This is a genomic window from Flavobacterium nitrogenifigens (assembly GCF_003254565.1).
Taxonomy (GTDB): domain Bacteria; phylum Bacteroidota; class Bacteroidia; order Flavobacteriales; family Flavobacteriaceae; genus Flavobacterium; species Flavobacterium nitrogenifigens.
The window spans coordinates 64,725-84,061 of the sequence record NZ_QJRI01000171.1; the positions used below are offsets into that span (position 1 = coordinate 64,725).

The 19,337-nt window shown below is 35.3% G+C and carries 16 protein-coding genes; 15 read left to right on the forward strand and 1 reads right to left on the reverse strand.

Annotation, left to right across the window (positions count from 1 at the left end; genetic code table 11):
- Positions 1 to 2: 2 nt before the first annotated feature.
- The 9 genes from DM397_RS08570 to DM397_RS08615 all read left to right on the forward strand — a co-directional run bounded on the left by DM397_RS08570 (position 3) and on the right by DM397_RS08615 (position 10,552).
- Positions 3 to 3,290, forward strand: coding sequence for an efflux RND transporter permease subunit (locus DM397_RS08570; RefSeq protein ID WP_111377139.1), 3,288 nt, complete (start codon positions 3 to 5; stop codon positions 3,288 to 3,290).
- A 352-nt stretch (positions 3,291 to 3,642) separates the two neighbouring features.
- Positions 3,643 to 4,731: an efflux RND transporter periplasmic adaptor subunit gene (locus DM397_RS08575; protein WP_111377140.1), complete on the forward strand. Its 1,089-nt coding sequence runs from the start codon at positions 3,643 to 3,645 to the stop codon at positions 4,729 to 4,731.
- 316 nt (positions 4,732 to 5,047) lie between these two features.
- Positions 5,048 to 5,866: a hypothetical protein gene (locus tag DM397_RS08580; protein ID WP_111377141.1), complete on the forward strand. Its 819-nt coding sequence runs from the start codon at positions 5,048 to 5,050 to the stop codon at positions 5,864 to 5,866.
- A gap of 25 nt (positions 5,867 to 5,891) precedes the next feature.
- Positions 5,892 to 6,584 (forward strand): hypothetical protein, encoded by a 693-nt coding sequence (locus DM397_RS08585; protein ID WP_111377142.1) that lies wholly within the window; start codon positions 5,892 to 5,894, stop codon positions 6,582 to 6,584.
- 180 nt (positions 6,585 to 6,764) lie between these two features.
- Positions 6,765 to 7,043 carry a hypothetical protein gene (locus DM397_RS08590; RefSeq protein WP_111377143.1) on the forward strand — a complete coding sequence of 93 codons (279 nt, stop codon included), beginning with the start codon at positions 6,765 to 6,767 and terminating at the stop codon, positions 7,041 to 7,043.
- A 1,057-nt stretch (positions 7,044 to 8,100) separates the two neighbouring features.
- Positions 8,101 to 8,442, forward strand: a complete 342-nt coding sequence (locus DM397_RS08600) for a hypothetical protein (protein ID WP_111377145.1) — start codon at positions 8,101 to 8,103, stop codon at positions 8,440 to 8,442.
- A gap of 93 nt (positions 8,443 to 8,535) precedes the next feature.
- Positions 8,536 to 9,330, forward strand: a complete 795-nt coding sequence (locus DM397_RS08605; protein ID WP_111377146.1) for a helix-turn-helix domain-containing protein — start codon at positions 8,536 to 8,538, stop codon at positions 9,328 to 9,330.
- Between the two features lie 250 nt (positions 9,331 to 9,580).
- On the forward strand, positions 9,581 to 10,006 hold the full coding sequence (locus tag DM397_RS08610) for a DoxX family protein (RefSeq protein ID WP_111377147.1): 426 nt from the start codon (positions 9,581 to 9,583) through the stop codon (positions 10,004 to 10,006).
- Between the two features lie 201 nt (positions 10,007 to 10,207).
- On the forward strand, positions 10,208 to 10,552 hold the full coding sequence (locus tag DM397_RS08615) for a dimethylsulfonioproprionate lyase family protein (protein ID WP_111377148.1): 345 nt from the start codon (positions 10,208 to 10,210) through the stop codon (positions 10,550 to 10,552).
- A gap of 162 nt (positions 10,553 to 10,714) precedes the next feature.
- Here DM397_RS08615 and DM397_RS08620 read toward each other — a convergent pair whose 3' ends face one another.
- Positions 10,715 to 11,143 (reverse strand): cupin domain-containing protein, encoded by a 429-nt coding sequence (locus tag DM397_RS08620; protein WP_111377149.1) that lies wholly within the window; start codon positions 11,141 to 11,143, stop codon positions 10,715 to 10,717.
- 126 nt (positions 11,144 to 11,269) lie between these two features.
- Between DM397_RS08620 and DM397_RS08625 the strand changes: the two genes are divergently transcribed.
- The 6 genes from DM397_RS08625 (at position 11,270) to DM397_RS08650 (ending at position 19,233) form a co-directional block, all read left to right on the forward strand.
- Positions 11,270 to 11,497, forward strand: a complete 228-nt coding sequence (locus DM397_RS08625; protein ID WP_111377150.1) for a DUF2683 family protein — start codon at positions 11,270 to 11,272, stop codon at positions 11,495 to 11,497.
- Complete coding sequence (locus tag DM397_RS08630) at positions 11,487 to 11,786, forward strand: type II toxin-antitoxin system RelE/ParE family toxin (RefSeq protein WP_111377151.1); 300 nt, start codon at positions 11,487 to 11,489, stop codon at positions 11,784 to 11,786. The genes DM397_RS08625 and DM397_RS08630 overlap by 11 nt, the downstream gene beginning before the upstream one ends.
- Before the next feature lie 445 nt (positions 11,787 to 12,231).
- Complete coding sequence (locus DM397_RS08635) at positions 12,232 to 12,825, forward strand: TetR/AcrR family transcriptional regulator (protein ID WP_111377152.1); 594 nt, start codon at positions 12,232 to 12,234, stop codon at positions 12,823 to 12,825.
- A 248-nt stretch (positions 12,826 to 13,073) separates the two neighbouring features.
- A complete protein-coding gene (locus DM397_RS08640; RefSeq protein ID WP_111377245.1) occupies positions 13,074 to 14,291 on the forward strand; it encodes an efflux RND transporter periplasmic adaptor subunit in 1,218 nt (405 codons plus the stop codon).
- A gap of 12 nt (positions 14,292 to 14,303) precedes the next feature.
- Positions 14,304 to 17,468 carry an efflux RND transporter permease subunit gene (locus tag DM397_RS08645; RefSeq protein WP_111377153.1) on the forward strand — a complete coding sequence of 1,055 codons (3,165 nt, stop codon included), beginning with the start codon at positions 14,304 to 14,306 and terminating at the stop codon, positions 17,466 to 17,468.
- Positions 17,469 to 17,814: 346 nt separating this feature from the next.
- On the forward strand, positions 17,815 to 19,233 hold the full coding sequence (locus DM397_RS08650) for a TolC family protein (protein WP_111377154.1): 1,419 nt from the start codon (positions 17,815 to 17,817) through the stop codon (positions 19,231 to 19,233).
- Positions 19,234 to 19,337: the final 104 nt, after the last annotated feature.

Genomic DNA, 19,337 nt, shown 5'->3' on the forward strand with positions numbered 1-19,337 from the left:
TAATGAATTTAATACGTTTTGCACTCCGCAAACCCATTTCCATTTTAGTATTGGTTGCGGGTCTATTTTTCTTCGGAATTGGTGCCATCAAAGACATTAAGGTAGACATTCTGCCAAAAATGAATTTGCCGGTTATCTATATCGCGCACCCGTTTGGAGGTTACACGCCAGATCAGATGGAGGCTTATTTTGCCAAAAACTACGTAAACGTTTTACCTTTTTCGAACGGTATCAAATCGGTAGAAACCAAAAATATTCAGGGGTTAATGATTATGAAATTAACCTATTATGAAGGAACCAACATGGCTCAGGCAGCTGCCGAGTTAAGTGCGCTTTCCAACAGAATCCAAGCGGCTTTTCCTCCGGGAACACAGCCTCCGTTTATCATTCGTTTTGATGCTTCTTCTTTGCCAATTGGACAATTGGTTTTGAGCAGTAAAATACGTTCAAACAACGAGCTGCAGGATTTAGCCAACGTTTATGTTCGTGCTTCCTTTACTGCAATTCCAGGATTATTATCTCCAGCTCCTTTCGGCGGAAGCCCAAGAACTATTGAGGTAAACGTAGATCCAGATTTATTGCGTTCTCATAATATGACGCCAGACCAGATTGTTGATGCTATTCGTTTAAACAACCAAACGGCTCCTTCTGGAAACGTGCGTATGGGCGACAAAAACTATATTACGCCAACAAATAATACCATTAAAGAAGTTAAAGATTTTGAACAGATTCCGCTATTTAAAGGTGGCGTTCAAAACTTAAAATTAGGGGATGTTGCGTCTGTAAAAGACGGTGCCGATATTACGGCTGGTTATGCTTTGGTAAACGGAAAACGTTCGGTTTACATTAGTATCGCAAAAGCGGGAGACGCTTCAACTTGGGATGTGGTTCAGAAATTGAAAAAAGAGCTTCCTAAAATTCAAAGCACGCTTCCTGAAGATGTAAACATTACATACGAATTTGACCAATCGGTTTATGTAATCAACTCGGTTAAAAGTTTGATTACTGAGGGAATTATCGGTGCGGTTCTAACGGGATTAATGGTTTTATTATTCTTAGGTGACCGTCGTGCAGCATTAATCGTAATTATGACGATTCCGATTTCGATTATTTCTGGAGTTTTATTCCTGAAATTATTCGGGCAGACGATCAACTTAATGTCTCTATCTGGATTGGCTTTGGCAATTGGTATTTTGGTGGATGAAAGTACCGTAACCATCGAAAATATTCACCAGCATCTTGACATGGGAAAACCAAAAGCGCTCGCCATTTGGGACGCCTGTCAGGAAATTGCTTTACCTAAATTATTGATCCTTCTTTGTATTCTAGCGGTATTTGCGCCAGCATTTACTATGGTCGGAATTCCGGGAGCGTTGTTCTTGCCTTTGGCATTAGCTATTGGTTTTTCTATGGTGATTTCGTTCTTACTATCTCAAACTTTTGTGCCTGTAATGGCCAACTGGATGATGAAAGGACATGAAAAACACGCACACGGACCAGAAATTACAGATGATGAAGCTGAGTTTAACGACTGCGGTTTAACACCTGAATCTGAGCAAAATTTAATTGGTCAGAAAAAAGAAATGGTCGAAAGAGAAGATTTCAACAATGATGGAAAAGTAAGTGGTTTCGAGCGATTCAGAAATCGTTTTATGCGAACTTTAGATCGTTTGTTTGTTCATAAAAAAATAACGACTGTGACCTATTTGGTTGGAGCAACACTTTTAGCCATTGTGTTCATTAATTTTATCGGAAAAGACGTTTTCCCGAGAACCAACTCGAGCCAGTTTCAATTGAGAATGAGAGCAACAGACGGAACTCGTTTGGAAAGAACCGAAGAACAAGCTAGAATTGTTTTAAAAGAATTGGAAAAAATGGTCGGTAAAGATCATATCGGAATTACATCTGTATATGTCGGTCAGCACCCTTCTCTATTCTCGATCAACCCGATTTATCTATTCATGGCAGGTTCTCACGAAGCGGTTTTCCAAGTGAGTTTAAAAGACTATCACGAAGATATGGACGATTTTAAAGATGAGTTTAGAGCGAGACTTAAGAAACAACTTCCAGACACTAAACTTTCTTTTGAACCAATCGAATTGACAGATAAAGTTCTAAGCCAAGGTTCTCCTACTCCAATCGAGATTCGAGTAGCTGGAAAAGACAAAAAACGAAACGAATTGTACGCGACTGAAATTGTAAATAAACTAAAAGCGATTTCGTATTTCAGAGACGTTCAAATTGGTCAGCCAATTCATTATCCCGCAATGAATATTGATATTGACAGAACCCGTGCTGCCGAATTGGGAGTTGATATGAATGATATTTCGCGTTCGCTTGTGGCTTCAACCTCATCTTCACGTTATACCGAAAAAAATAACTGGGTTGATGAAAAAGCAGGATTATCGTATTCTGTTCAGGTTCAGGTTCCATTAAACAAAATGAAAAGCAAAACCGATATTGGAGAAATTCCAGTATTAAAAAATTCGCTTCGTCCTGTTTTAAGTGACGTTGCCAAAATTACACCGGGATTTGTGAGCGGTGAAAATGACAATTTAGGGGCCATGCCGTACATTACCGTTACTGCAAACATCTATAAAACCGATTTGGGGACGGCTTCAAAAGATGTGAGCAAAACAATTAGTTCATTGGGCGAATTACCACGTGGTTTATTTATCACGCCAATTGGACTAAGTACTGTACTGACAGAGACATTAAGCAGCTTGCAAACAGGATTATTGGTCGCTGTGTTTGTAATCTTCTTAATGCTGGCCGCTAATTTCCAATCGTTCAAAGTTTCGCTGGTTATTTTAACCACAGTTCCTGCCGTAGTTTTAGGCGCTTTATTAATGCTGACTATTACAGGTTCTACGCTTAATTTGCAATCGTATATGGGAATCATCATGTCGGTTGGAGTTTCTATTGCCAACGCCGTACTTTTGGTAACGAATGCCGAACAGCTTCGAAAAATAAACGGAAATGCCTTAGAATCTGCTCGTGAAGCTGCTGCGTTGCGTCTTCGTCCGATTATCATGACATCTGTTGCGATGATTGCGGGAATGCTGCCAATGGCAATTGGACACGGCGAAGGAGGCGATCAGGTTTCTCCGTTAGGAAGAGCGGTTATCGGCGGATTATTATTTTCTACTTTTGCCGTATTACTAATCCTTCCGCAGATATTTGCGTGGGCACAAGAAAAAACATCGACACAATCTGTTTCTTTAGATCCTGAAGACGAAGAAAGCATCCATTATATTTCATCAATAAGTAAGTCGAAAGCTGGAAAGTAATAAAGTCATAAAGCCGAAAGTCATAAAGTCAAAAGTTATAACCCGTTGGGAGTAATTATTTTTTAACACATAGAAACATAGATTTTAATTTTAAATAAAAAAAGGTAAAAGAAAAAACTAGTTTTCACACATAGCTATGCGCATTGAAACAAGTGAAACGCCTTTACCCGTAAAGAAGAGCTATGATTCTATGTGTTAAATTAAATTTTATTCACTTTCAAAGCTTAAAACATATTCATTATATAAAACCAAAAAATGAAATCGCCAACAAAAAATAATTTGTTGAAAAACAAATACCGAAAAATTAAAAGGCGATAACATAAATGACCTATGCAAAATAAATTCAACATTTATGAAAAGTAACATTATAAAATCATCTGCATTATTATTTACAGCGCTAGTTGTATTAAGCGGTTGCGAAAAGAAAAAAGAAGAAACTGCGAAAGCAGAAATCGAACCGAAAGTAGAAACTTTCGCTTTAGCGAAAGAAAAACTAACAACAGAATTGCGTTTGCCAGCTGAATTAACCGGTTTTCAACAAGTTGATTTGTATGCAAAAGTGAGCAGTTTCGTAAAATTATTGAAAGTTGATATTGGTACGAAAGTAAAAAAAGGACAGCTTTTGATTGTTTTGGAAGCGCCAGAAATCAGTTCGCAATTGGCTGCAGCCGAATCGAGACTGAAATCTATGGAAGCCATTTACGCAACCAGCAAAAGCACTTACAACCGTTTGTACGAAACAAGCAAAGTGGAAGGAACGATTTCTAAAAACGACTTAGAAATGGCAAGCGGAAAAAAGAACTCTGATTACGCACAACTTCAAGCGGCAATTGCGGCTCATAAAGAAATTGCGATTATGAGAGGCTACTTAGAAATTCGCGCTCCTTTTGATGGCGTTGTAGCAGCTAGAAATGTCAATTTAGGAACATTTGTTGGCCCAGCAGGAAAAGGTTCAGATTTGCCTTTATTAACGATTCAAGAGCAAAGTAAATTACGTTTGGCGGTTTCTGTACCAGAATTGTACACAGGATATTTGCACCCAGGCGACGAAATGAGTTTTAATGTAAAATCGTTGCCAGATACTTTCTCAGCAAAAATTACCAGAATGTCTGGCGCTTTAGATTTAAAACTGCGTTCTGAAAGAGTTGAAATGGACGTTCACAACACCAAAGGAAATTTATTGCCTGGAATGGTTGCCGAAGTGCTGCTACCGCTTAACGCGAAAGACAGCACATTTGTAGTGCCAAAATCTGCCGTAGTAAGTTCTGCCGAAGGAATATATGTGGTGAAAGTAGTAAACCACAAAGCGACAAGAGTTGACATTAAAAAAGGAAGAGAAATCGAAGATAAAATTGAAATTTTCGGCGATTTGACTCCAAACGATAAACTGGTAAAAATTGCCAGCGAAGAAACTAAGGAAGGCGATGTCATAAACGAATAACCTGCGTTTTAGTCTTCAATTTAGTGATTACCAAAAACTGTACGCATTCTTAGGAATGCAAATTTAAAAATTTGCCTAAAAGGGCAGTTCTTCTTTAATTGGAGGGACTGTCCTTTTTTTTGTTTGTAGTGAAACCAAGTGAATTTCGATTATTTTTTTTAAAACTGTTGTGAATAACATATTAATTATCTATTTTTCTTTTCAAGCAAAAAAAGTCTGCTTATTGAGCAAATAAACATTTTTATGTTAATAAATTAAAATCATTTCAATTGAAGTTATATGTAAATTTAAAGACAAATTTTCAAGTATTTAGGAAATGAAAAACGAATTAAAAATTACCGACACTTCTATTGAAGAAAAAATTAAAAGAGAATTAAAAGCAAAACCAGGAAGTGAGCGAGATCGCATTTTTTCAAAATTTTTTGGTGCTGCATTGGGTGGAATTCCTTGGGTTGGCGGTTTTTTAAATATACTAACAGATTTACATTTTGATGATCAATCTAAAAATAATCTACTGTATGAAAAATGGCTAGAAGAACATCAAAATAAAATGAGATTACTTGGAGAAACCCTATATGAAGTTGTAAAAAAACTAAATGAATTCTCAGAAGATATTAATGAAAGACTTGAAAGTGAAGAATATTTACAGATCGTGCGTAAATCTTTTAGAACTTGGGACAATGCCGATACCTTTGAAAAACGAGAATTAATAAGAAAGTTAATTACAAATGCTGGAGGGCAAAAAATTGTTGACGATGACATAATTAGACTTTTCTTAGATTGGTTAAATCTTTATCATGAAATTCATTTTTCAGTTATAAAGGTAATTTACCAGAACCAAAGCGCTAGCAGAGGTGAAATATGGCAAGAATTAAATGGAACTTATGTCAGAGAAGATTCCATGGAAGCTGATTTATTTAAAATGTTAATTAGAGATTTAAGTACTGGAGGAGTGATTCGTCAATATAGACCAACAGATTATTATGGAAATTTTGTAAAGCAAAAGAGAACAAAGACTCCATCATCAGGAACTTTAAAATCTGCTTTTGATGACAATGAACAATATGTTCTTACTAATTTAGGACAAAATTTTGTTCATTACACAATGAATGAATTAAGTACGAAAATTGAATAAAATTAGTTTAGTTTGAAAGATAATCATGAATGGAAAAAAAATCACAATTAGCCTTTTTCTTTTAGGAATCATTTTATGCCTTTTTACTATTTCAATTTATCTGATCAAGTTTGGCACTTTAAAATTTTCAGATAAAACATCAGATTGGGTAGATTTTGCAGATTATTTTAGCGGAATTTTGAATCCAATAATAGCGATTTTAAATTTAGTCTTTTTCGCTTACTTAAGTTTTAAGATTATAAACATTGAGGATAGTAGAAATAATTGGACCTTACAAGAATTAGCTAGACCTTATGGTGATTTACTAACAGAAAGTACTGTTAACAGCATAGAGCTATCCTTACATAATGTAGGACTTGGTCCGCTTATTTTAACTGACTTCAGAGTTTATAAAGATGCTGATAATTCATATAAAGATTTCTACTATCTAATAAATGATATTGCTGATCAAGAAAATATCAGTCCTGATATTAAATTTAAAATTGATTCTTTTGAGCTGAGTTCTACTCATGGTGCTATTGCAAAGGATAAATCCATATGCATATTTAAGATTTATTTCATAAATGATAATATGAAAGAAAACCAAGAATTCATTAAGTTATTAAGAACTAAACTCGATTCTTACTATATAAGTATAACTTACGAAGATCTGTATGGGAGAGAAATTGAATGTATAAATGAAAGACTAAGTTTTAACGATTGGCGTTTCTCCAGCTAGCACGAGCATCTCGCTCGTGAGCCAAAGATTGTATGCACGAGCGAGACGTTCCCGCCAGCAAAGGAGATATTCTTTACTATTTGAAAGATAGTAAAGTAATTCACTGATTACGGATTCCCATAAAACATCTAACAATCAGCTTGTTAATTTTGAATATTATAAACTTTTAAATATTAAAAAATGGCAAATTTTGGCAGAGACGCATTAAGATTTAAGTATTCGTGGACAACTACAGAAGGAGATAGTAAAAAAGTTATTGGGTACCCAGATAATATTTTACTTAATAGAGATGAAGGTTATGAAGTATTACATTTTATCAACAAATACATGACAACTAGAAATCTCAATAATACATTAACAAATTTTAATATTATTGAAAATTCAATTAAGACAACTGTACCTTCAAATCTAAGAAGTCAAGCTAATATAAAAGCTTGGTTGGATAGTAACTTAAAGTAATGAATAAAATTAATTTTCTTTGAAAAAACAGAAAACCTCGACCTTAAAAAAATCGAGGTTTTTCCATTTTCTAAACCTTACTCCTCACTCAAATAAGGATTCAAAATCTCCGCCAATTCATTGAGCCAATAATAATTGTCTTCAAAATTGATTAGTCCGATTTGAAGGGTTTCGTGTTGTCGCATTATGGCGAGAGCTAAAATGCAATTTACTTGTCTTAAGATTTTAGTCCTATCTTCTGGATCTATAAAAAACATGAAGCATTTGTCACCTGAGCGATCCTAAGGCTTCGAGAAAAACTACGCAATCATCTTAAAACATAGCCTCTGGTTTCAACCAGAGGAACGCAAAGATTGATCCTCATTTTATTTAAAAAATCAATTGCCTCCAGTTTTAACTGGAAGTATCAATGAAAGCTGGAAAAAAGGGCTTTAGCCAAATGCTCATTTTAGCTAAAGTCCTGTTTCGATAAACATTACCAAATCCCCTAGTTAAAACTAGGCGCTATTCATTGCCAATCTTTGTAGAGCTACTTGCGGAGATTTCTCCCTTCGGTCGAAATGACAAACTATGTGGAAAAGCCCAATCTTAGCGGTTTTTCGCCTGTGATGCTTCGTCCCTCACGATGACAAACTGCATGTAAACATTTGTCAAACTGAGCGATCCCGAAGCTTCGGGAGAAGCCCCGCAATCATTTTAAAACATAGCCTCTGGTTTCAACCAGAGGAACACAAAGATTAATCCTTATTTTAATTTAAAAAATCAATTGCCTCCAGTTTTAACTGGAGGTATAAATAAAAGCTGGAAAAAAGGCTTTAGCCAAATGCACATTTTGGCTAAAGCCCTGTTTCTATAAACATTATCAAATCCCCTAGTTAAAACTAGGGGCTATTCATTGCCAATCTTTGTAGAGCTACTTGCTAACTACTTCTTACAATTTCTTTTATAATTTCACAAAAAAACCTTATTTTAGTATAAAAAAAACTTCTAGAGGTAAAATGGATAAAATCTCCTGTTTTAAATTTATAGGCCTCGAGATCAATAAATACCACTTCTTATGCCATTAACAAAAAAAATTACAGAATTAGTGTCCAAAAAATATAACACCAATATTACTATTATGGGTGATTATGAGGGCAGCAACAATACTTCTATTCTTGATGATACCAATGGAACCATTTTAGTTGTTTCAGATCGAGATCAATTTTATTTCAAAGACCAGAATCGCAATCTCTGGCTGTCAGTTCTAGACCCATTTCATATCGATGGAAAACAGCATCATCCTGAACTTGGCGATTCCTACACACTCAATCACGGAGTACAATACAGTTTTACGACAAAAGAAGCAATCATAGATATGGCTTCTAGTTATTTCGAAAAACATAGTGATTTCGTATAAAAAAGTGAAAAAGATCTTTTTTAAGTACAAAATAACTTTGCAAAATCTTAGTTCCCGATAGCTATCGGGATTTCGCATATAAATCAAAAACAAATGATTGATATTAAGACGTTTGAACAGGCAGAAGATTTAAAATATCCTAGACGCGTATTAAAATATGTGCTGCTATTTTGCACATCGGGCGAAATAACGCTTTCGGTGGATGAAAACGAATATCTAATTACCAAAAATTCGGTCTTAACGATAACGTCTGGTCAAATTCATTTTATAAAAAACAGCAGCAATGCAACTGGATTTGTTCTTGAATTTACTTATGATTTCTTCTGTAAAAACGATAATGACATTGAGCTGATTTTCCACAACAGCTTGTTCTGCCATTTTGCAATGAATGAAGTGATAAAAGTAGATGACGACAAATTAGTTGTAGATGCTTTAGAGCTTATTCAGCAGGAAATTGCCCAAAAACCGTATCAATACCTCATCTCTATTCATTCTAGAATTCAATTGATTTTAATCGAAATTAATCGCTCTAAAATAAAACTGGGAGAAGAAATCTACAAACCAGACGCTTTGTTTCTTCATTTTCTGGAAGCTATTCGCGGTAATTTTGACAAAAATCTTTCGGTAAATGAATTTGCCGATTTAATTGGCACCACCGAAGCCAAATTAAACGAACTCTCCAAACTGCATTGCAACAAAACCGCACAAAATATCATCTTCGGATTGATCATTTCTGAAGCAAAACGTTTGTTTACGTACGAGAAATTATCGGTAAAAGAAACCGCTTATGCTTTAGGTTTTAATGATCCTTTCTATTTTTCGAACTTCTTTAAAAAACACACTAATATTTCTCCAAAATCTTATAAAGAGAAAGTTGTTCAGCTGTAACGTTTTTTTCTTTAGTATTGAAAATTGCTCGCAAAGTCGCAGAGTCGCAAAGCATTTTCTTTAAGCTTTATTACTAAAACTTTGTGACTCTGCGACTTTTCGAGATTAAATAAAAACATTGTGCCTTTGTTTTTTATTGCAATCGCACTGTACACAAAACTTAATTACATGCTTTTTCCAAGATTCTCTATTCTTTAAAAAGCACCACTGCCCGATCTTTGTATCTGATTAATTACTAATACAATAGTTTATGAAAAGATATCAAGATTATGCCATTTTGCTTTTACGAATTGCAATGGCAATTGGATTTTTATCTGCCGTTTCAAGTCGGTTGGGTTTGCTTGGGAAACGATCTTCGGGCTGGGAAAATTTTCTGTCTTACGCCGAAAGTGTAAATTCTTTTTTACCTAAAAGTTTTATTCCGTCAATCGCAATTATAAGCACTTTTCTAGAGTCCTTATTTGCTGTTTTATTGCTGATCGGGTATCAGACCAGAAAAACGGCTATGGGCGCTTCTATCTTAACTTTTCTATTTGCGTTGGCAATGACTTATTCCTTCGGAATAAAAGATCCTCTCGATTATTCTGTATTTGTCTTTTCTATGGGCGCTTTTCTCTTAGCCACCGCAGACAAATACCGATGGAGTTTGGATGAGTATCTTTTAAGAATCAAATAACTCCTTTGGTTTACAAAAAAATCTAACACATAGAAACATAGATTATAAAATATTAGAAAAAAGGCAATTTAAAAAAAATAGATTTTCACACATATCTATGTTTATTAATGTAAGTGAAACGCCTTTATAAGTTTACTAACTCTATGTTTCTATGTGTTTAAATAATTATTCAACAACGTAACAAATTAAATTTGAATACATATGGAAACTAAAATCACAAAAAGCAACGAATTAGAGTGGAAACCTCTTCAAGAAGAAGGTGTAAAAACAGACGGAATTTATGCTAAAGTATTACGCTTTGATGCCTCTACTAACCGTCCTCCAACTTTTTTTTTAAAGTTTGAACCCGGTGCTTCATACCCGAATCATGTTCATCCAGCGGGCGAAGAAATCTATGTTCTAGAAGGCGAAGTACGCTCTGGAAAAGACCAACTAAAAGCAGGCGATTATTTGTACATGCCCCCAGGAAGCACGCATTCTGTGTTTTCTAGAACTGGCTGTACGCTTTTGTTTATGATTCCTGAAGAGGTTGTCATTTTGAAGTAAACAAAATATCTAGTAGCCAACCTCTTTAGCTACAGACTTATTCGTAATTCTTTGTTTAGGCTTTGGGCAAATCTATTTTTGGCTAAAGCCTTTTTCTATTACTAAATTATTACCCCCCAGCTAAAGCTGGAGGCAATTTAGATAATTGATTTTCTTCTGTACTTACCTCAAATCCTTTTTAATAACCAAATATTTCAAATCTGTTTTCCCTGCATTACTAATTCCGTGTTCGGCATTTGGCGGACAATAGAAACTGGTATTTGGACCCGCTGTAACGGTTTTTCCGTCTAAAAAGAATTCGGCAGTTCCTTCTAAGATATAGAAAAACTCTTCTTCAGGATGGTGATGTGGCGCGTGCGTAGATTTTCCAGGTTCGACAATACTCATTTTTAAAGTGTTTTCTTGAGTGAAATCTTTATTGGCAAACCAATATTGGTAACCTACTTTGGTTTTAGTGGCTTTGTTTATATCAAAATGGTTGACACAATTTTCTATTGTGTATTGTGGAGTTTCTTTTTTGGTTTCCTGAGAAAAGGTTTGCTGGAAAACTAAAACAGTAATTGTGGTTTTTAGGATAGTTAGCGTTTTCATTTTTTTTATTGTAATGTTACGAAAAAATGCAATTTGCAATTGCGAAGAAAGAAATAAATTATAGAGTTAACATGTAAATTAGACTTTTGTCTTAACTTTGTTGATTAACTTTAGTAAATTAATATCATGCAAGCAATTAACATCACAGCATATACAGAAGATGCTTCTCAAATTGAAGCTGTAAAAGCTTTTATGAAAGCGCTAAAGATCAAATTTGAGATAGCAAATGTAAAACCATATGAGTTATCTGAAGAACAACAAAATATCTTAAATGATCAAGTTATTTCAGATAAAAGCCTATATACAGACGCTGACTCTGTTTATACCGATTTAAAAAAGAAGTATGAATTATAAGATTATAGTTTCTCCAATAGCATTAACAAATATTGAAGAAGCCTTAGAATATTATATTTTAAAAGTTAGCAAAAAAGTTGCCCTTGATTTTCTTAATGATTATAAAAAGGTTTACAAAGCCTTACAGATAAATCCTTTTTATCAATTTCACGATACTAATTATCGTTATCTTCCATTTAAAAAATTTCCATACGTGGCATTTTTCATAGTCGATGAATTGTCAAAAACGGTATTTTTAAATGCTATTTTTCATACTTCGCAAAATCCAGAAAAATATCCTGTAAGATAAGAATTATCGATTATAATTGAGGCTTCAACTTCAATCAGCCTGACAGAGATTTTGCAATTTCTTTTTACGTATTATTTAGTTGCGAAACCTAATCTTTGTCGATTTACGAGTGTGATCCTTCGTTCCTCAGGATGACAAACTGCGAGTTAAAATCTAATGAAAAATACAAGTTCTCTCCTAGCCCCGATCGAAATGGTATCCTTTTATGCCGGGGTTCGGCATAAAAGATATAATGTAGAGCGGGACAAATGGTCCTGAAAACCTAAAAAGTTCTGCTTCCTAAAAAAATTATATCGGCAAAAACTTCAATAAAATAAAGACTTAACAAAGCTTTTTTAAAATACTTATTGCACGATAAGAAAATATTATGATAAAAATATTTTGAAATTCGAAAATCTGCCATACATTTGCCTAACAGTGTTAAACGATTTAATACTTGAATACAATGGCTAGCAAAGATCGAATTTTAAGACAAAAAGAAGAGACAAGAAATAATATTCTTGGCGCTGCTTATGATATCGTAAAAGATGAAGGCTGGAATGGTTTGAGTATGCGTAAAATTGCCGACAGAATCGAATATACTGCTCCTATTATTTATGAATATTTCTCGAATAAAGAAGCAATATTAGAAGAACTGACAGGCAAAGGTTTTTTAAAACTGGCTAAAGAGTTGCAGACTGCAAAAGACAAGTTTGAAAAACCCGAAGATCAGTTAGAAGCCATGTGGATGACTTATTGGGATTTCGCTTTTACTAATACTGAAATGTATCAACTTATGTTTGGTGTTCAAATGACGTGCTGTGCACAGCGATGTTCGGCTCAGGAAGCACCTTACAAATTGTTTACTGGGGTTATTGCTGAAATTATGAAAGACAGCAATCCTAGTGAAGATATCATCAAACAAAAATATTTTACTTTCTTTTCTGTTATTCATGGTTTAATCGCCATCAACATCATTAACAAAAGTGATATTTTAGAAACAATAAATGCTCAGATTTTGAAGGATGCTATTACTGGTATCATCAAATCTATACAATAAAAAAATTTTCAATTTTACTTAACAGTGTAAAATGATTTAAACGGGATAACATAAAATCCTTTTTTTTATAACTTTCGCTTAACACTGTTAGAAAATTTAATAAAGGTAATAAAAGCTCTTTTTTTAGACTTTTACTTAACAACGTTAGATAATTTAATACTGATTTTGAATAAAATTGGAAAGGCTTAACTGTATAGAAATTTGCGCTCTTTTACTTAACAATGTTAGATAATTTAATTCAATTAAATATGAATCCCGAGAATGCCAGAATGCCCAAAGAATTAATCCGAGAAAATGTTCAACCAATTAAAACCACAATGAAAATGAAAAATGTAATTATAACCAGTTTTATTCTGGCCTTAGTTTTAAGCAGCTGTGCCGACAAAAATCAGGCTCCTACTGCCCCACCTCCACCGGTTTTACCAGTATTGGCAATCACAAGTGCTAACACAACAACTGACTCTGAATACCCTGCTTCTATACAAGGAACTGTTGATGTTGAAATTCGCCCACAAGTAAGCGGAAACCTTGACAGAATTTATGTAGACGAAGGTGCTTATGTAAGTAAAGGACAAACTTTATTCAAAATTAATGAGCGTCCTTACCGCGAGCAGTTAAACAATGCTTTGGCAAGTCTGCACGCTGCAGAGGCGGCTTTGATCAACGCAAATTTAGAAGTTGATAAATTGACTCCGCTAGTACAAAACAAAGTAGTTTCTGATTATCAGTTAAAAACAGCTAAAGCTTCACAAAAAATTGCCGCTGCCAATATCGAACAAGCAAAAGCAATGGTGGGTACTGCTAAAATTAATTTAGGATATACGAATGTAACAGCTCCAGTGAGCGGTTATATCGGAAGACTGCCTAAAAAACAAGGAAGTTTAGTTTCTGCAACAGATGTTGAGCCTCTAACAACTTTATCAGATGTACACGAAGTATTTGCTTATTTCTCTTTGGGTGAAACTGATTTCATCAACTTTAAAGAGCAATATGCTGGAAATTCACTTGGTGACAAAATCAAAAAATTACCTCCAGTTACTTTGATCTTGGCAGATAACAATGCGTATCCTCAAACAGGAAAAATCGATATGGTTGATGGTCAGTTTGATAAAACTACAGGCGCGATCACTATTAGAGCAACTTTCCCTAATAAAGGCGGCGTATTACGTTCTGGAAACACAGGAAGAATCCGTTTAGGATTAAATCACGACGATGCCATTTTAGTTCCTCAAGCAGCAACTGTTGAAATGCAAGACAAAGTATTTGTTTTCACTGTAGGCAAAGACAACAAAGTGACTAAAATGCCTATTACAGTTGTAGGCAAAAGCGGTACCAACTATTTAATTAAAGAAGGTGTAAAAACGGGTGACCAAATCGTGTTAAGCGGTATTGACAAACTTCAGGACGGGCAAGCGATTCAGCCTGAAAAATCAACTAAAGTTGCCGAAGTAACTAACAAAAAATAATCAGAAGAAATAATGTTCAAAATATTTATACAAAGACCTGTACTGGCAACCGTAATTTCCATTTTATTGGTAATTCTGGGAGTATTGGGTTTAACTAAACTGCCTTTACAACAGTTTCCTGATATTGCGCCTCCATCGGTTTTGGTTACGGCGGTATATCCGGGAGCCAACGCAGAAACGGTTTTACGTTCTGTGGCACCTTCTATCGAAGAATCTATAAATGGTGTAGAAAACATGACGTACATGAGTTCTACAGCCAGTAACGACGGTACTTTGGCTATTACAGTTTTCTTTAAACTAGGAACAGATGCCGATCAAGCTGCGGTTAACGTTCAAAACCGTGTAGCGCAAGCAACGAGCCAGCTTCCTGCCGAAGTTGTACAGCAAGGTATTGTTACAGCGAAACAGCAAAACAGTTTCATCATGGCAATTGGTATGTACACTGATGATGAAGCAAAATACGACCAAACGTTTGTTGCCAATTATGCACAGATTAATATTATTCCAGAATTAAAACGTATTCCGGGTGTAGGTTCTGCCAGTATTTTTGGTGGTGTAAAAGATTACTCTATGCGTGTTTGGTTGAATCCAACGCAAATGTCTGCTTACAAAGTAACTCCAAACGAAGTTATGGGAGCGATTCAAGACAAAAGTTTGGAAGCGGCTCCAGGTAAATTTGGAGAGCGAAGCAAAGAAGTTTTTGAATACGTTATTAAATATAAAGGGAAATTAACCAAACCAGAAGATTATGAAAATATTGCTATACGTTCTAATGCAGATGGCTCAGTACTTCGCTTAAAAGATGTAGCGAGAGTTGAACTTGGTGCTTACTCTTACAACAGTTTAACTCGTTTAAATGGTAAAAAAGGAATTGTAATTGGGGTTATTCAGTTAGCTGGATCTAACTCAAATGATATTCAGATTGCCATTAACAAAATGATGGAAAAAGCTTCTAAAGATTTTCCAAAAGGTATTAAACACAATATTTTCTATAGTACAAAAGTATCTTTAGACCAATCTATCGAACAGGTTGAGCATACGTTAATAGAAGCTTTTATTCTTGTATTTATTGTGGTATTTATCTTCTTGCAAGATTTTAGATCAACATTAATCCCGGCCATTGCTGTACCTGTAGCAATTTTAGGAACGTTCTTCTTCATGCAGTTATTCGGATTTTCGATCAACCTTTTAACACTTTTTGCCTTAATTCTGGCGATTGGTATTGTGGTCGATGATGCCATTGTGGTAGTCGAAGCGGTGCATGCGAAAATGGAGCATAAACGCTTGTCTCCAAAAATCGCAACCCATGAAGCAATGCACGAAATAACGGGTGCTATTATCTCGATTACGCTGGTAATGGCTGCTGTATTCCTGCCGGTTGGTTTTATGGAAGGCTCAACAGGAGTTTTCTATCGTCAGTTTGCCTTTACAATGGCAATTGCAATTGTAATTTCGGCAGTAAATGCCTTAACATTGAGTCCGGCGCTTGCGGCATTATTCTTAAAAGATAATCACGGAGCACACGATCACGATGCGCCTCACGAGAAAAAAGGATTTAAAGAGAAATTCTTCAGCGCTTTCAACAGCAGTTTTGAATCGCTTACAAATCGTTACGTTGGCGGACTTAAATTCTTAATCAGAAGAAAATGGTTAAGTTTAGGCGGATTAGCTTTAATTACTTTGGCAACAGTAGTGATGGTAAAAACAACTCCTGCAGGGTTTATTCCAACAGAAGATCAAGGATTTATTGCAATTGCAGTAAACACACCATCTGGAACATCATTGGACGGAACTCAAAAAGTAATGACCGAAGCTGAGAATACTTTAAAATCATTAGAAGCTTCAAGATTCGTAACCGCGATTTCAGGTTTCAACTTATTGACGAATTCTACAAGTCCATCTTCAGCTGTAATTTTCGTATTGCTTAAACCAAACGAAGAACGCGGAGAAGTAAAAAATATTGACGAATTCATGAATCAGGTTCGTGGTAAACTAGGCGGAATTTCTGGCGGAAGTTTCTTCGTATTCAGTTTCCCAACTGTTCCAGGATTTAGTAACGTTGAGGCTTTAGATTTAGTGCTGCAAGATAAAACAGGAGGAAAACTGGATAAGTTCAGTGGAATCTCTCAGGAATTTATCGGAGCATTAATGAAACGTCCGGAAATTGCAGTTGCTTTTACTTCTTTCAAAGCAGATTATCCACAATTGCAATTGGAAGTTAATGACGAAAAAGCAAATCAATTGGGTGTTAATGTAAAAGACATTTTACAAACCATGCAAGCGTACTTTGGTAGTGCACAAGCATCTGACTTTAACCGATTTGGTAAATATTACCGAGTAGTTGTTCAGGCAGATATCGAAGACAGAGCCGATCCAACTGCAATTGACAGAGTTTTTGTAAAAAACAAAACAGGCGAAATGGTGCCAATAAATACTTTAGTAAAACTGACTCGTATTTATGGTTCAGAAACCGCTTCTAGATACAATTTATTTAACTCAATTTCTATTAATGCCATTCCGAAACCTGGATTTAGTTCTGGAGATGCCATTAAAGCGATTGAAGAAGTAGCAAAACAACAATTGCCTGCAGGTTACGGGTTTGAATTCTCGGGCCAAACACGTGAGGAGATTTCGTCAGGAGGACAATCGGCAACTATATTTTTACTGTGTTTGATATTCGTTTATTTCCTACTTGCTGCACAGTACGAAAGTTACATTTTGCCTTTGGCAGTAATCTTGTCAATCCCTGCAGGTATTTTTGGAGTATTCGTTGCTATTGGTTTAACTGGAATTGAAAACAACATTTACGTACAAGTTGCTCTTGTCATGCTGATCGGACTTCTCGCCAAAAATGCCATCTTGATTGTGGAATTTGCGGCACAGCGAAGAAGATCAGGACAAGGTTTAATAGCAGCTTCAATTATGGCAGCAAAATTACGTTTGCGACCAATTATCATGACGTCTCTCGCTTTTGTGGTTGGTTTAATACCAATGATGAGTGCCAAAGGTCCATCAGCACAAGGTAACCATTCCATCAGTATTGGGGCAGCTGGAGGTATGCTTTCAGGAGTAATTCTAGGTTTGTTTATCATTCCTGTTTTATTCATCATCTTCCAGCATTTACAAGAAAAAGTGAGCGGGAAACCAATCGCTGTAATTCATAACGAAGAAAAATAATAAATGGAAAACTATATCACAACCATACTTGTCGCCATCATATTTGGCATCGGATATATATCGTACAGAATCTCAAAAGATCTAGAAACTAGAAAAGATACTTGTACAGAAATTTAACCCTTTGGGATGAAAAAATATTTTAACACATAGAAACATTCCCGATAGCTATCGGGATTGTCTTGAAAAAAGAGAATAAAAGAAACTAGTTTCCACACATAGCAAACCTATGTGCATTTAAACTAGTGAAACGCCTCTTTAAAAAGCCTTAATCCCGATAGCTATCGGGAATGTTTCTATGTGTTTAAAAAACTACACCCAACGGATAAAAAAATTTAATAAAAAGACAATGAAAAATCATATAACCAAAATCGTGACCTTCGCCATTCTGATCACGACTTTAATATCCTGTAAAGTTTCAAAGGATATTGAAACTCCAAAAGATGCATTTCCTGAAAATTTCAGGAATGCATCGGTTTCGAGTGATACAACCAGTATTGCCGATGTGGAGTGGAAAAACTTCTTTACAGAAAAAGATATTATAAAATTAATTGATAGCGCTGTTGCGAGAAACAACGACCTTCAGATTGCCGAAAAGAACATCGAAATTGCGCAATACCGTTTTACACAATCAAAATGGGGAAATGTGCCTCAGGTTAACTTATTTGTAAACGCAAGTACAAGCAATCCGTCTGACAATAGTTTTACAGGGTTGAATTTAAATCAGGCCATTGGAGCTAAACATATCGACGATTATTCTGCTGGAGCTTCTCTTTCTTGGGAGGCTGATATTTGGGGAAAGATCAAAAACCAAAAGAAAGGAGCTTATGCAGGATATCTTCAATCTGAAGAAGTAAAAAAAGCATTACAGACTAATATTGTTGCTAATGTTTCGAGAGGATATTATAATCTTTTGATGTTGGATGCACAGTTGGATATTGCCAGACAAAATCTTCGTTTAAATGATAGTACAACCAATATTATCAAATTAAAATACGATGCTGGTCAAGTAACTACTTTAGCAATTCAGCAATCGGAAGCACAAAAATTAAACTCAGCGCAATTGATTCCGTTATTGGAACAAAATATTGCGATTCAAGAAAATGTTTTGAGTGTTTTGACAGGTTCGTTTCCTGATTCAAAAGAAAGAACAGTAAAATTAAGCGCACTTGAAGTGAAACACAATACAGCAATTGGAATTCCGTCTTCATTAGTAAGCAGAAGGCCTGATGTAAAAAGCGCCGAATTAGCTCTTAAGGTTGCCAATGCAAACGTAGGAATCACGAAAGCGGATTTATACCCAGCTCTCAGAATTACGGCTCAAGGCGGCGTAAACTCTTTTGAAACCAGTAATTGGTTCAATATTCCAGCTTCTTTATTCGGAACTGTTGCAGGTGGTTTAACACAGCCGCTTTTGAATAACAAAAGACTTAAAACGCAATATAATATCGCTTTAGCAGAAAGAGAAAAAGCAGTTCTATCTTTTAGACAATCAGTTTTAGTTGCCGTAAGCGAAGTTTCGGATGCTTTGGTAAAAGTGGAGAAATTACAGCAACAAGAAACTTTCTTAAAAGAAAAAGTAAAAACATTACAGCAGGCTATTAAAAATGCAAACCTATTATTCAAAAATGGTTTAGCAGAATATCTAGAAGTTTTAACAGCGCAAGCAAATCTTTTGCAAAGCGAATTGGAACTTGCTGATATTAAAAGACAGCAGCTTACAGCCAACACAGATTTGTACCGCGCCCTAGGCGGAGGCTGGAAATAATACCCGTTACATTACCCGTTAATTATTTATTTTTTGAGATGAAAACGCTGTGGGACTTAGGTTTCATGGCGTTTTTTGTTTCTTAACCGCAAAGAACGCAAGGG